Source organism: Pseudomonas sp. EA_35y_Pfl2_R5 (genome assembly GCF_963970805.1).
In the GTDB taxonomy this organism is placed as follows: Bacteria; Pseudomonadota; Gammaproteobacteria; order Pseudomonadales; family Pseudomonadaceae; genus Aquipseudomonas.
This window is the reverse complement of sequence record NZ_CAXAOW010000001.1, coordinates 837,469-849,937: the sequence shown is the minus strand read 5'-3', so window position 1 is coordinate 849,937 and position 12,469 is coordinate 837,469. Positions and strand designations below refer to the sequence as shown.

Annotated in this window: 18 protein-coding genes; 16 read left to right on the top strand and 2 right to left on the bottom strand. The window is 50.2% G+C overall.

All coding sequences use genetic code 11. The features are described from left to right. From AACX99_RS22125 to AACX99_RS03850, 4 genes are all read left to right on the top strand, one after another. Window positions 1–134 (top strand): lysozyme inhibitor LprI family protein (locus tag AACX99_RS22125; RefSeq protein ID WP_445261831.1); only part of this gene is annotated, 134 nt, incomplete at its 5' end. A gap of 83 nt (window positions 135–217) precedes the next feature. Then, a complete protein-coding gene (locus AACX99_RS03860) occupies window positions 218–595 on the top strand; it encodes a DUF4288 domain-containing protein (protein WP_339409636.1) in 378 nt (125 codons plus the stop codon). Window positions 596–680: 85 nt separating this feature from the next. Then, complete coding sequence (locus tag AACX99_RS03855; protein WP_339409635.1) at window positions 681–947, top strand: hypothetical protein; 267 nt, start codon at window positions 681–683, stop codon at window positions 945–947. A 149-nt stretch (window positions 948–1,096) separates the two neighbouring features. Continuing rightward, entirely contained in the window at window positions 1,097–1,777 is a 681-nt protein-coding gene (locus tag AACX99_RS03850; protein ID WP_339409634.1) for a hypothetical protein, read from the top strand. A 128-nt stretch (window positions 1,778–1,905) separates the two neighbouring features. On the opposite strand, the gene AACX99_RS03845 is transcribed toward AACX99_RS03850, so the two are convergent. Then, window positions 1,906–2,481, bottom strand: a complete 576-nt coding sequence (locus tag AACX99_RS03845; RefSeq protein WP_339409633.1) for a hypothetical protein — start codon at window positions 2,479–2,481, stop codon at window positions 1,906–1,908. Between the two features lie 148 nt (window positions 2,482–2,629). Here AACX99_RS03845 and AACX99_RS03840 point away from each other — a divergent pair, with 148 nt between their 5' ends. The 4 genes from AACX99_RS03840 to AACX99_RS03825 all read left to right on the top strand — a co-directional run bounded on the left by AACX99_RS03840 (window position 2,630) and on the right by AACX99_RS03825 (window position 4,961). After that, entirely contained in the window at window positions 2,630–3,100 is a 471-nt protein-coding gene (locus AACX99_RS03840) for a hypothetical protein (RefSeq protein WP_339409632.1), read from the top strand. 550 nt (window positions 3,101–3,650) lie between these two features. Then, on the top strand, window positions 3,651–4,073 hold the full coding sequence (locus AACX99_RS03835; protein ID WP_339409631.1) for a hypothetical protein: 423 nt from the start codon (window positions 3,651–3,653) through the stop codon (window positions 4,071–4,073). 92 nt (window positions 4,074–4,165) lie between these two features. Next, on the top strand, window positions 4,166–4,441 hold the full coding sequence (locus tag AACX99_RS03830) for a hypothetical protein (RefSeq protein WP_068828054.1): 276 nt from the start codon (window positions 4,166–4,168) through the stop codon (window positions 4,439–4,441). A gap of 103 nt (window positions 4,442–4,544) precedes the next feature. Next, complete coding sequence (locus AACX99_RS03825) at window positions 4,545–4,961, top strand: HEAT repeat domain-containing protein (RefSeq protein WP_339409629.1); 417 nt, start codon at window positions 4,545–4,547, stop codon at window positions 4,959–4,961. Window positions 4,962–5,239: 278 nt separating this feature from the next. Here AACX99_RS03825 and AACX99_RS03820 read toward each other — a convergent pair whose 3' ends face one another. After that, window positions 5,240–6,274: an IS110 family transposase gene (locus AACX99_RS03820; protein ID WP_339409627.1), complete on the bottom strand. Its 1,035-nt coding sequence runs from the start codon at window positions 6,272–6,274 to the stop codon at window positions 5,240–5,242. 141 nt (window positions 6,275–6,415) lie between these two features. Between AACX99_RS03820 and AACX99_RS03815 the strand changes: the two genes are divergently transcribed. From AACX99_RS03815 to AACX99_RS03780, 8 genes are all read left to right on the top strand, one after another. Further along, window positions 6,416–6,994, top strand: coding sequence for a hypothetical protein (locus AACX99_RS03815; RefSeq protein WP_339409625.1), 579 nt, complete (start codon window positions 6,416–6,418; stop codon window positions 6,992–6,994). 68 nt (window positions 6,995–7,062) lie between these two features. Further along, on the top strand, window positions 7,063–7,461 hold the full coding sequence (locus AACX99_RS03810; protein ID WP_339409624.1) for a hypothetical protein: 399 nt from the start codon (window positions 7,063–7,065) through the stop codon (window positions 7,459–7,461). 80 nt (window positions 7,462–7,541) lie between these two features. Beyond that, complete coding sequence (locus tag AACX99_RS03805) at window positions 7,542–7,973, top strand: hypothetical protein (RefSeq protein WP_339409622.1); 432 nt, start codon at window positions 7,542–7,544, stop codon at window positions 7,971–7,973. Window positions 7,974–8,131: 158 nt separating this feature from the next. Continuing rightward, window positions 8,132–8,413 carry a type II toxin-antitoxin system Phd/YefM family antitoxin gene (locus tag AACX99_RS03800; protein WP_339409620.1) on the top strand — a complete coding sequence of 94 codons (282 nt, stop codon included), beginning with the start codon at window positions 8,132–8,134 and terminating at the stop codon, window positions 8,411–8,413. After that, complete coding sequence (locus AACX99_RS03795) at window positions 8,410–8,712, top strand: type II toxin-antitoxin system RelE/ParE family toxin (RefSeq protein WP_339409619.1); 303 nt, start codon at window positions 8,410–8,412, stop codon at window positions 8,710–8,712. The genes AACX99_RS03800 and AACX99_RS03795 overlap by 4 nt, the downstream gene beginning before the upstream one ends. Window positions 8,713–8,800: 88 nt before the next feature. Then, entirely contained in the window at window positions 8,801–9,019 is a 219-nt protein-coding gene (locus tag AACX99_RS03790; RefSeq protein WP_339409617.1) for a DUF6500 family protein, read from the top strand. A 529-nt stretch (window positions 9,020–9,548) separates the two neighbouring features. Beyond that, on the top strand, window positions 9,549–10,103 hold the full coding sequence (locus tag AACX99_RS03785) for a YdeI/OmpD-associated family protein (protein ID WP_339409615.1): 555 nt from the start codon (window positions 9,549–9,551) through the stop codon (window positions 10,101–10,103). A gap of 124 nt (window positions 10,104–10,227) precedes the next feature. Next, window positions 10,228–12,432 carry an OsmC domain/YcaO domain-containing protein gene (locus AACX99_RS03780; protein ID WP_339409614.1) on the top strand — a complete coding sequence of 735 codons (2,205 nt, stop codon included), beginning with the start codon at window positions 10,228–10,230 and terminating at the stop codon, window positions 12,430–12,432. Window positions 12,433–12,469 lie beyond the last annotated feature (37 nt).

Here is a 12,469-nt window from a genome sequence, read left to right as displayed (position 1 = left end):
TCAGAGAAGCAGATTGTGACACGCAATACGCAATGCATAGGTCAGGCACTATTCGCAACTCCATATATTTAAGCTGCAAGAAAGAACGTGCGGAGCAAAGAATAAAAGAGCTAAACAATTATGCACCATATTAACCCTAACAACTGGTTCAAACCGTTCGCTTCGCTCACTGGGACGGGCTAAAGCCCGCCCCTTAACCAAACGTTAGGAGCCAACAATGGCCCACGACAAAAATATTTCTCCTGTCGATTGGTACGTGGCTTCATATTTAATTCGCTTCACGGAGATAAACGATCCGAATAATGAAAACCAAGAGGAAAGATTTATATCTTGGGAAAATACAATTATTGTCAGAGCCACTGACCTAGACGACGCTTATGACAAGGCCGTAAAGATCGCTCACGAAACAACTGAGCCGTATCTTGGTGGCCCTGATGCAGTACCTGTTCAGTGGGTTTTCGAAGGTATAACTGAGTTACTTCCAATCTATGAAGAACTCGAAGATGGTGCTGAAATCATGTGGGCAGAACACCGGCCTAGAAAGCTTAAGAATTTGCAGAAACTTGTACGTAGCCGCAATGAGTTTCGGCAGTAAGCTCCTAACTAGTGGTTCAAACCGTTCGCTTCGCTCACTGGGACGGGCTAAAGCCCGCCCCTTAACCAAACGTTAGGTGAAACTCATGAACAACACTCATGATCACCCCGCATACCAAGAAGGAAGGAAAAGTTACTTTTCAAACAAAGGAAAGTATGAGAACCCCTATCCTCCCGGCACTCTAGAACATGATATTTTTGAGCGCGGCTGGTCTCAAGCTTTAAAGAGAACCCCGGAGATAACAGTTCGAGAAGCCAAGAAAACTCAAATACAAAAAACACAAGAAGAAGCAGCAAAAGAACTAAAGCGAAATAAGGCAAAAGAAGCTTATTTAAAGAGCAAGGGCGATTGACCAGCTCACCTAACAAATGGTTCAAGTCGTTCGCTTCGCTCACTCGGGACCGGCTAAAGCCGGCCCCTTAACCAAACGTTATGCACAATCAAGTTTAAATACCGTAGCCTTTCAGGCAGGTCATCGCTAACAAATTAAGGTACTACCGAATGAGCTTTTCAGATTTTCTAAGTGAGTACCTGCTAGCTCTCTCTACTCAGCTAAGCTCATCAAATACTTATCTCACTCTGTTCGCAGCAGTTCTTGGAGCTATAGTTGGTGTATGTTTATCTGTAGTTGCTGGTTGGATTTCAGGTTGCTTAAAAACCATTTCATACAATGAAATAGTCAGAATGCAAGTAAGGGATTTGGCTTTCGATAATATTACAAGGTGCGATTCAAATGTCGGAATCTTAAATAATGAACTTTCAAATTTAAGCCCAGGCACTGGCCGCATGACTCTCACTGGCATCTCTAACTTAATCGACTACCAACCTTTACTTTTACAAATACCAGCAAAATTCAAAAGCCCAGAGTTATTTTTACTAAGAATGCAAATCTCGGCCTTAAATACTCACCACTCTCAATTAGTCAATGTAGTCAAACTCCGCGACAGCCTATCAATAGAAATAAGAAAAGCACCTCAGGGCCAACAAGAGTGGGAGCTAGTAGGGCTTCGCTTAGAATACGACCGTTATCTATTGAGCAAGTACAACGAAATCAAGATCTACACACAAACCTTATCTGACTTTACTAAAATGTCATTTTGGAAGCGCACCCGAATTAATTTATCAAGAATCAATAAGCTTGAAAGCACGCTGAAAAATTTGCAGTCACAAAAAGGTGGGTAGTTGTGCATAACAACTGGTTCAAACCGTTCGCTTCGCTCACTGGGACGGGCTAAAGCCCGCCCCTTAACCAAACGTTAGGCATCCAATCGAGCTTCCACCGCTTTCTCCTATCTACTGAGGAGTTACGTCTATTCTGATTCGAATGAATCACACCCTTCCCATAACTTGATCTTCTTGAGACTTGATAGCACTGCTGAGTCAGCATCTGAAATTTTGATGTCATCAATAAGTCTATCAGGCAATCGTTGCCCAGGAGTTTCGATCATTCGCCCTCTATCAAAAATATAAATCATCTGAGGGACAACACCGGCTTCCGCAGCTCCTTGACATATAGATTTGCTACCTCCATTTATAGCAAATAAATAGTAGTCATTTTTAAATCCTGAGTAAGGTACGAATATGCCACCAACGCTATGAGGATTTGCTGCAAAACTTCCTATTCCGCCCGTATAGTAAACCCCTCTCTCATTTTCCCAGGTCGATCTGTATACGCCGCTGTTTAGCCCCCATTTTTTCGTAGTGCCGAACTCAAATGGATAAACGTAATCGCGAACAAGGTTGAACTCCTTCAATTCTCGAGCAGGAGGTAGGTTGCTTGGATTTATCGAGCACGACGATGTGAAAATTACCGCGAGAAGCAACAGAATAGTAAGTCGCACCCTTATGTTTAAGATTTTTCGTTCAATAGGGAATGCCAGCTGCATGAAAAATCTCCTTGTTACGTATTGTATTCTTCATCGGAAGTCTGCATCTTACCATCTAATCACGCCTAACAACTGGTTCAAACCGTTCGCTGCGCTCACTGGGACGGGCTAAAGCCCGCCCCTTAACCAAACGTTAGGCATTCTTCGAATGATTACTTCAGCTCACATCTGCTATGAATCAAACAAGACTAGTTTAGAACTTAAATCGCTTGGCACACTCATTGAGCAAAATACACGCTGGAAAACTATGCCTACCGAGTGGAGCGACTGCGGCATAGTCATTCCCCAGCTAATAGTCCTAACCCCAACACCGTTTATAATTCAAGTTGAAAACGATCCAGAATGGGTTCCAGAAGAAAACAAAGAGTTCGCAGAATGGGCCGGCTTGAGCGACGATGACGAACTATCCCTTAAACTGTCGCGCTGTGATGCAAGGCTTGCTATTCAATCTACAGCCCCAGATCAAATAACACTTACAGGCAAAGAAATTATCGCATTTGCTTTTGGCGGCGCCGTTGACCCAAGAAACAGTGACATATCAAATGTATTAGCAATTATCGGTAAGGAAATTTCAGGAGTTTTGAACGACTGTGTTAATGAAGACCTTTTTCAGTATTGAGTTATCATGCCTAACAAGTGGTTCAAACCGTTCGCTGCGCTCACTGGGACGGGCTAAAGCCCGCCCCTTAACCAAACGTTAGAGAAGCAAGATGGCCCTATGTATCTGCCAAAAGCTTGGCGTCGTGTCTAAGGTTGTCGACTACCAATCATTCTTCGAAGCACTCATCGAAGTAGAAATAGGTAACTGGATACGCCTAAAGAGATGCATTACCTGTAGCCAATTATGGGCAGTAGCAGAATTCGACAAATATCAAATACAACTAGCCACTAAAATAGCTATTACCAATCAAAGCACCTGGCAAGAAGCCAACATAGAGGCCGAGAAGGAATATCTAATAAAGAGTCGTGGCGGCCTAACTTCAAAAACATGTTCTCATTCACGCTGTATCAAATCATGCGTTGCTGGCGTGGCTTACTGTGTTGACCATTTATATGAAACAGGGGCAAGGGTGTAGCTCCCCTAACAAGTGGTTCAAATCGTTCGCTTCGCTCACTGGGACGGGCTAAAGCCCGCCCCTTAACCAAACGTTATGCACTAAAGGAAAAATATGCGTTCAGCTAATCTTGTCATTACTGGCGGTATTGCTGCATTTACCACGTTTCTTGCTATTTACACCTCCCCAGTAGGCACTAGAGAACTCCATCACTGGGCAATGAGCCTGGGAATGTTCACAAGTGCCGCGTGTATCTCCTGGCTATTTTTTGCCGCAATTTTTTTATCCAAAAGCAATAACCTAAAAGGGCAGTTATTCATCTTACTTGGCTATGTATCAGCCCTTGCGCTGTGCGCTATATCAGGCGGTAGCTTTGGCGCTTTGTATTTTATAATGCATGCAGAAAAAGTCGACTTCATAACCGCTTTCAAATCTACTGCCATAGTCTTACTTGGCGGCTACACAATAGCCGCTGCAATATTTGGCGGGGCACTTTTTTATCTTAAAAGACAAAGACCACTACCGCAAAGCGCATAACAACTGGTTCAAACCGTTCGCTCCGCTCACTGGGACGGGCTAAAGCCCGCCCCTTAACCAAACGTTATGTTCCTCTTCAAGGAATCTCCATAATGGAAGCTGAAGATTTCTCCAAAGAAATATCAATTAGAATAACCCTCGGCCACCTGCTGCTTGCCTGGGAAATCATGTCTGAAAAATTCTCAGACTTGCAGTCACACGAAAGTCTTTCAGAAGAAGAAAGAAGAGCCATTTGGGGTTTAGCGGACTTGCTTGAAAACGCACTTATTGAATACGACGCCACTGAAAAGCCCCAAGCAGAATGGGCGGCGCTTATCAGCAAAGCAAAGGAGTATATAAAAACGGTTCCTGTCGATTTCCTTGAATAGCCTCGTGCAGTGAGGAACATAACAATTGGTTCAAACCGTTCGCTTCGCTCTCTGGGACGGGCTAAAGCCCGCCCCTTAACCAAACGTTAGGCATCAATCAGATATGCGTGAACTTCAGGCACTTATCCAAGATCTAGAATCCCCTGACTCATCTATTCGAGATAAGGCAGCTTTAGATTTGATGGACATTCAGGATGCCAGCGCAGTAGAACCACTACTTAGAGCAATCGCTAAGCCTGAGAACGTTAATCATCGGGGGACGCTTGTTTATGCTCTAAGTGAATTCAACTGTGAAGCCATTTTACCGGAGCTTGTAGAGCTGGCACTGACCGGAAATTATGAAGTTTGTGCCGGTGCTTGTAGCATCATTGAGGAATCAATAACATCAGCAGAGACCGCTAATCTGGTGCAGGCACAGTTAAAGAATTTCGTCTCAAGTAAACAGCTAGCAGAGCATAACCAAATAGCACTACAAGACCTTCTTGAACTAACTTCGTCAAATGGCTGGCCTGCGACATGACGCCTAACAACTGGTATATGGACTCTCCCCACAAGTAGTGAGCAAAGCTTTGCTTTTGCACTTGTCGTCAGCGCGGTTGCACTCGTATATCCGGCCTATTTTGGGCTTTCCGCCCTGGCCATTCTGTAGTTCGCGCAGCGGGGGCCAAGCGTTCAATCGATCCCAGGGATCATCGTTGTTATCGGCCTTAATCCGCTGCAGGACTCGCCTGTTCCGACAGTGCTGCTGCTCACCACAACCACAAGAAAACCATCACTCCTTCCTGATTACCCCCGCCGCTAGGCGGGCTTTACGCTTTGCCAGTTACCACTGAAACGGCGCTCATGGCACCACACCGCCCAGCAAATCCTGACTAGCTTGTTGGCCAGCGCCACAGCCGCTTTGTTGTGCCCAATACGGGCTGCCGTCTCGACGGCCCAGCGCTGTAACTGGGTCAGCTTTTCTGGCGTACGTGCCTGGCATCGCTGAGCCGCCAGCAAGGCCGCACGCGAACCATGGATAAGTAGCGTGCGCACATAGATGTTGCCCTTGCAGCTGATCCGCCCAAGCCGTCGCCGTTCGCCGCTGCTGTATTCACTCGGGGTCATGCCCAGCCAGGCGCTCAGCTGACGACCATTAGCAAAGCGCTCAGGCTTGCCGACCGCCGCTGTCAGCGCACTGGCTGTCAGCAGGCCAATACCACTGACTTCATCGAGCTTACGCACCACCTCGTCGTCAGCGTGCCAACGTTTGAGCTGCTGCTCGCACTCGGCCATGCACTGTTCGTGCAGGTTGATTTCCGCCAGGACGATATGCAGCTGATGGCTCAAGGGAGCCAGTTCTTCCCGATCAACCAGCTCATGGGCCGCGCGAATAAACGCGGCGGTGGACGCCGGAGCTTCGATACCCGCCTCGCGCAGGATGCCGCGCAACAGGTTGATGCGCTGGGTCCGGGTTTTCTTCCAGGTTTCGCGCAGCCGATGCAGTTGCTGCTGCTCGTGGGGCTTCACCGGCACCGGATAAATATCCTTGCAGCGCGCCGCTTCCAGCATCGCATCACAATCACTGCGGTCGGTCTTGTTGCGACGGCGATAGGGCCGGACATAACACGCGTGGATCAGCTTCACCCGATGCCCCAAGGACTGTGCTACACGACCCCAGTAGTGGGCCGTACCACAGGCCTCCATCACCCACTCGACCGGCCCGGCCTGCTCCTGTATATATCGCCTAAACGCCTCTCGGTTCAGCCGCCTACGCTGCACCACCTGGCCGGAACGGACACTCTCGGCAACTTGGTAAACGGACTTGGCCAGATCAACCGCTATTCGCTTCATCACCACACTCCCAATTTCAGTCACCACCGTTCTCGGTATAGAACTGTGGCGCGGGGAGAGTCCATTACAGCACTCAAAGCGCTCACTTCGTTCGCTGGGACGGCGTTCCGCCGCCCCTTAGCTTAATCGTTAGGTCACTCAATGAATTTCGAGCATCTATGCAAAAACGCCCAGCAAGCCTTTGAAGATGCGCAAAAATGTGCCGAATCAAAACCTGATGTATCGAATCAGCATCTGGCAGATGGTCACCTTTTAATGGCGGCCTACCATCTTGCCAATGAAGATCACGCGTATGTGTCTGAGGTAGAAAAGCTTCTAGACGTAGAGTTTCACCACTTTTCTAAATATCCTGACCAGGCATTTACCTATCTGCAGAACCAATATGCGTTGCTAAGCCTATCCGCCGAAGACGCAACGAGAGCAAAAAATATTCTATCGTTTCCGGCCCAGTACAAAGATTCCTCCGCCTTCGATGTTCAGTTAAATGTAAGGCTCCGGAGTTTCGTGGGGGTTCAGAATGCCTCTGAGCAGAAGACTGCAAAACTCACAAAATCAGAGTCAGACCTCATTGAGGCTTTCGACGCAGTTATGAATCGGGGCGAAGTTAACTGGTTGGCCGTAGCAACAGCATGGAAATCCATGAAGTCAAAGCGCTTCAAACTTACCGTGCTAGAGCATCGTAATCTGTTTACGGACACTTTGAAGCATGTGCGGGAGTGACCTAACAATTCGCTGCAGGCGCGACGGCCCTGACGGGCCGCGGCCTGAGCTCAAACGTTAGATGCCTTATGAAAATCAGCGCCAGACAACGAATTGATCGCAAAGAATTAACGCCTGAGTTAGTTCATAAAGCGCTGCGCGCAGCTTTCCCAAAGAAGAATGACTTCTCCCCAAGCGAAACCCGATATGAGGAAGAACTTTCTGAGTTAATACACTTCGGCGTTTTGTGCGTAAGAGACTTACGAGGTTTACTCAACAAGCATCGCAAGAGAATTCTAGAAATCGACAGATCACCAATGGATCAAGTGCACCAAAGAATGTATGCAAAGGAAATGGGCATAGAAAAATTCAACGATTTCCTTCGCAGGCAATACTGGTTTGCTTACCCAGGGTTACTGCGTCTAGCCTTGGAGCTTGAATTCGGCGACGCATATGAGGCCTTTGCCAATGCGCGAGACGGCATCTAACAATTGGTTCAAATCACTCGCTCCGCTCGCTGGGACCGGCGAAGCCGGCCCCTTAACCAAACGTTAGGCAGAATGACAGCATGAAAAAATTGCTTATATCCATAACACTGCTTACAGCAATCTTCACGCAAGCGTCTGCTGAACCAACGCCAGAAGAGTGGGCAGAAAAATATGACGAAATTGAACATGACGTCTGCAAGAATATTAAAAATGAATGCCTTGTAAACTACAGCGTCTACGATGTAGACGAACGCGGATTGCCTATAAATAATTTAAATGACATCGCAATAGAAGGAAAAATAATTGTCCTAGCCAACCATAGCCCCTTCTGGGGCAACGGTAGCAACTACAAGAGCCAAGTCCTTGAAAATCCGTCATGGAGAGACCTGGCAGTAATTGCGAATGAAGTCATCATTACAACTGGCGATCTCCACCACGCCTACCTTGAAGGTTTCGAGATAACACGAAAAGCAAATGAGACCACATTTATTGAGTTGGTGTTTGGGTCGTAAATGCCTAACAAGTGGTTCAAATCGCTCGCTTCGCTCACTGGGACGGGCTAAAGCCCGCCCCTTAGCTGAATAGTTATGTTTACCAGCCCTTATCTTGCCCTCCCCCCAGCTTCTGGCGTACGCTAAGCAGTACAAGTAAACGTACGCAGGTGCCCGCCATGTCACGAGTCCATGTAGATGAAGATATACGCCCCCTCTCTGAGTTCAGAGCGGGCGTAGCCACATTTGTAAAACAGATTCATGAAACCCGCCGCCCCATGGTGCTAACGCAGAGGGGGCGCGGTGTTGCCGTTCTGGTCGATGTCCAGGAGTACGAGAGGATGCAAGAGCGCCTGGAGGTACTGGAAGAGGTCTATAGAGCTGAAGAGCAAATTGCCAGCGGGGCCGGTATTTCCCATCAAGACGCAAAAGCCCGGGTCCTTAGCAGGCTTTCCCGATGAAAATCGTCTGGTCTCCGCTTGCGTTGGAGCGAGTAGAAGATATCGCTCAATACATTGCCGAAGACAAGCCTGCTGCTGCAGCTAAATGGGTCAATAAACTATTTGCCACAATAGAACGCTTGGCTGATTTTCCTGAAAGTGGGCGTATTGTTCCTGAGATCGGCGCACAACGCATCAGAGAAGTAATGTTTGGGGCGTATCGGGTTATTTATAGCGTCAAAGATCAGGTTGATATTCTGACAGTACGCCGTAGCAATCAGCTATTGCGAGAATCCGAGCTTGGCAGCGACGAAACATAACAATAGGTTCAAACCGCTCGCTACGTTCACTGGGACGGGCTAAAGCCCGCCCCTTAACCAAACGTTAGGCATAGAGAAACTTAACTTAATGCGCCAGGATTTAAGAAAGAAAATTATTGATGTATGTACGAAGAAAATATCCGCTAAGGGTGAGTCAGTTGGCGTTTCCTTTTACGCGTTCTTCGCAAATAAAAATGATGATCCAGAGCTTCTTATGGAGGCTGCAACATGGTGGATAAAAACCCACAAGCTGGATCATTTCGAGAAAGCGACAAAAATAAAGCTAATGGTTGAATCTGAACTCTAATACATACTGCTATGACCAGACCATCAAGCTGGCTCTGAGACGCTCAATACACCTAGAGCAAAGCGAAGAAACCGCATGAAACAACACTTAAAATTAAAAGCAATGTTGGCTATCGCGCTGTTTTCGCTCGTTGGGACGGGCTAAAGCGAACCCCTTAACCAAACGTCAGGCCACCCAATGCACGAGTTAGAAGTTTGCCCGAGATGTTCAGCAGCGTTTTCAGCCCGCAGCGCGCTGGTTTCTGGCGGAGTTCCTATAGGATTCAACGTTTTTACTTTCTCGGATGTGTCAGTCATGGTGCGGTGCCCCGACTGCAAGCACGTTTTCTCTGCCCGTAATCTCAAGCTTTTCGGATTTGTTTCGCCGAACGGCATTCGCTTGGTGCTTCTGGCGGTGATCGTAATGTGTATCGCGCTACTGGTACTTTGATCTTTTTTTGGCAACTGTGGCCTAACAGCTTATCCAAGCCGACAGCGCTCTTCGGTGCGGTTGAACCCAAGCGTTAGGCGTATTCGCTGGAGGGATGGCAATGACAACAGTCGACGTGAAATCTCGATTCGCAGCAAAGCTTCTTCGTCCGGCTAAGCCTGGGAATGATGCCTCGTGGGCATTCGTGGTACTGCCAAGAGAAGCCAGTGAACTTCTTCCGCGGCGGGGAAGGACGACAGTTGACGGCACAATCAATGGGCAGCCTTTCCGGGCAACTCTTGAGCCGGATGGTCAGCTGAGCCATTGGTTGCAGGTAAGTGGCGCGTTATACGAGGCCGCAGGCGCGTCCGTCGGGGATATCGTTACGCTAGAGCTAAGCCCCGTAAAGAAGGAGCCCGAGCCTGAGATTCCAGCAGATTTTCAGGAGGCATTGGCAGCCGCTCCTGAGGCTCGTGACGTTTGGAACAATACGACGACCCTAGCGCGAGTCGACTGGGTACATTGGATCACGTCAGCCAAGCAACTTAAGACGCGCACAAAACGCATTGGTGATGCCTGCGAGATGCTGGCATCCGGCAAGAAGCACGTTTGCTGCTTCGACCAGTCTGGCTACTACAGCAAGGCCTTTCGCGCACCCGAGGCAGAAGAGTCCTAAACACAACAGACCACTGCAGAGCTTACAGCGCGCTCGTCAGAGCTAAGCCGCGCCGCGCAAGACTTCCCGCTGAAAACCCGGATAATGGCCGCCATTCGTTTAGCCCGTATTCTGGTAACCCCGCATGGAAATCAAGGTCAAGTTTCTCGACAACCTCCGACTTGAAGCCAAGTTCGATGACTTCACGGTGGTGGCTGACCAGCCCATCCGCTACAAGGGCGATGGCTCGGCGCCGGGCCCGTTCGATTATTTTCTGGCCTCATCGGCGCTGTGCGCGGCGTACTTTGTGAAGCTGTATTGCGACACGCGCAATATCCCCACCGATAACATCCGCCTGTCGCAGAACAACATTGTTGACCCGGAAAACCGCTACCAGCAGATCTTCAAGATTCAGGTCGAGCTGCCGGCGGATATCTCCGAGAAGGATCGCCTGGGCATTCTGCGTTCCATCGACCGCTGCACGGTGAAGAAGGTGGTGCAAGCCGGGCCGGAGTTTGTGATCGAGGAGGTGGAAAACCTCGATGCCGATGCCCAGGCGCTGCTGATCCCGGCGCTGACCTCGGGTGAGGGTACGCGCATCCTCGGTAAGGACCTGCCGCTGGAAGAAACCATCGCCAATATGTCGGGGATCATGGCCAAGCTCGGCATGAAGATTGAGATCGCCTCGTGGCGCAATATCGTGCCCAATGTGTGGTCGCTGCATATCCGCGATGCGCACTCGCCGATGTGCTTTACCAACGGCAAGGGCGCGACCAAGGAGGGCGCCTTGGCGTCGGCGTTGGGCGAGTTTATCGAGCGGCTGAACTGCAACTTCTTCTACAACGACCAGTTCTGGGGCGAGGAGATCGCGAGTGCGGCGTTCGTGCATTACCCGGACGAGCGCTGGTTCAAACCGGGGCCCAAGGATGCGTTGCCGGCGGAGATTCTCGACGAATACTGCCTGGCGATTTACAACCCGGACGACGAGCTGCGCGGCTCGCACCTGTACGACACCAACTCCGGCAACACCCTGCGCGGCATCTGCTCGCTGCCCTTTGTGCGTCAGTCCGATGGGGAAGTGGTGTACTTCCCCTCCAACCTGATCGAAAACCTCTACCTCAGCAATGGCATGAGCGCCGGCAACACCCTGGTCGAGGCGCAGGTACAGTGCCTGTCGGAAATATTCGAGCGCGCGGTAAAACGCGAAATCCTCGAAGGCGAGCTGTGCCTGCCGGACGTGCCGCCGGAGGTGTTGGCCAAGTACCCGGCCATCCTCGCCGGCATTCAAGGCCTGGAAGCCCAGGGTTTCCCGGTATTGGTGAAGGACGCCTCGCTGGGCGGGGAATTCCCGGTGATGTGCGTGACCCTGATGAACCCGCGCACCGGCGGCGTGTTCGCCTCGTTCGGCGCGCACCCAAGCTTTGAAGTGGCGCTGGAGCGCAGCCTGACCGAATTGCTGCAAGGCCGCAGCTTCGAGGGTTTGAATGATCTGCCTCCGCCGACCTTTGAAAGCCAGGCGCTGATGGAGCCGAACAACTTCGTCGAGCACTTTATCGATTCCAGTGGTGTGGTGTCGTGGCGCTTCTTCAGCGCCAAGGCCGACTACGAGTTCGTCGAGTGGGACTTCTCCGGTCAGGGCGCTGACTCAAACGAGCAGGAAGCCGCAACGCTGTTCGGCATTCTCGAAGAGCTGGGCAAAGAAGCCTATATGGCGGTGTACGAACACCTGGGCGCCACGGCCTGCCGCATCTTGGTGCCGGGCTATTCGGAGATTTATCCGGTTGAAGATCTGATCTGGGATAACACCAACAAGGCGCTGCTGTTCCGCGCAGACATCCTCAACCTGCACAGCCTGAATGATCGTGGCCTCAAGTCCCTGCTGCGCAATCTGGAGAACAGCGATGTCGACGATTACACCGACATCACCACGCTGATCGGCGTCGAATTCGACGACAACACGGTGTGGGGCCAGCTGACCATTCTTGAACTGAAGCTGCTGATCTATCTGGCGCTGAAGAAATTCGACGACGCCAAGGAACTGACCGAGGCCTTCCTGCAGTACAACGACAACACCGTCGAACGCAGCCTGTTCTATCAAGCGTTGAACGCGGCGCTGGAAGTACAGCTGGACGAAGAGCTGGAGATGGCCGACTTCGAGCCGAACTTGCGCCGCATGTTTGGCAATGAACGAATGGATGCGGTACTGGGCTCGCTGGACGGCAGCGTACGCTTCCACGGTCTGACGCCGACCAATATGCAGCTGGAGGGGCTGGACCGCCATCTGCGCTTGATCGACAGCTACAAGAAGCTGCACGCGGCGCGGGCCAGAGTGGGCGCTGTTTCAGGTTGAACGCATCAGATGCATCTCCAATCTTGTAGGGTGGGCT

Coding starts and splice junctions, on each gene's coding strand:
- AACX99_RS03860 (WP_339409636.1), top strand. CDS start 218: ATGGCCCACGACAAAAATATTTCTCCTGTCGATTGGTACGTGGCTTCA.
- AACX99_RS03855 (WP_339409635.1), top strand. CDS start 681: ATGAACAACACTCATGATCACCCCGCATACCAAGAAGGAAGGAAAAGT.
- AACX99_RS03850 (WP_339409634.1), top strand. CDS start 1,097: ATGAGCTTTTCAGATTTTCTAAGTGAGTACCTGCTAGCTCTCTCTACT.
- AACX99_RS03845 (WP_339409633.1), bottom strand. CDS start 2,481: ATGCAGCTGGCATTCCCTATTGAACGAAAAATCTTAAACATAAGGGTG.
- AACX99_RS03840 (WP_339409632.1), top strand. CDS start 2,630: ATGATTACTTCAGCTCACATCTGCTATGAATCAAACAAGACTAGTTTA.
- AACX99_RS03835 (WP_339409631.1), top strand. CDS start 3,651: ATGCGTTCAGCTAATCTTGTCATTACTGGCGGTATTGCTGCATTTACC.
- AACX99_RS03830 (WP_068828054.1), top strand. CDS start 4,166: ATGGAAGCTGAAGATTTCTCCAAAGAAATATCAATTAGAATAACCCTC.
- AACX99_RS03825 (WP_339409629.1), top strand. CDS start 4,545: ATGCGTGAACTTCAGGCACTTATCCAAGATCTAGAATCCCCTGACTCA.
- AACX99_RS03820 (WP_339409627.1), bottom strand. CDS start 6,274: ATGAAGCGAATAGCGGTTGATCTGGCCAAGTCCGTTTACCAAGTTGCC.
- AACX99_RS03815 (WP_339409625.1), top strand. CDS start 6,416: ATGAATTTCGAGCATCTATGCAAAAACGCCCAGCAAGCCTTTGAAGAT.
- AACX99_RS03810 (WP_339409624.1), top strand. CDS start 7,063: ATGAAAATCAGCGCCAGACAACGAATTGATCGCAAAGAATTAACGCCT.
- AACX99_RS03805 (WP_339409622.1), top strand. CDS start 7,542: ATGAAAAAATTGCTTATATCCATAACACTGCTTACAGCAATCTTCACG.
- AACX99_RS03800 (WP_339409620.1), top strand. CDS start 8,132: ATGTCACGAGTCCATGTAGATGAAGATATACGCCCCCTCTCTGAGTTC.
- AACX99_RS03795 (WP_339409619.1), top strand. CDS start 8,410: ATGAAAATCGTCTGGTCTCCGCTTGCGTTGGAGCGAGTAGAAGATATC.
- AACX99_RS03790 (WP_339409617.1), top strand. CDS start 8,801: ATGCGCCAGGATTTAAGAAAGAAAATTATTGATGTATGTACGAAGAAA.
- AACX99_RS03785 (WP_339409615.1), top strand. CDS start 9,549: ATGACAACAGTCGACGTGAAATCTCGATTCGCAGCAAAGCTTCTTCGT.
- AACX99_RS03780 (WP_339409614.1), top strand. CDS start 10,228: ATGGAAATCAAGGTCAAGTTTCTCGACAACCTCCGACTTGAAGCCAAG.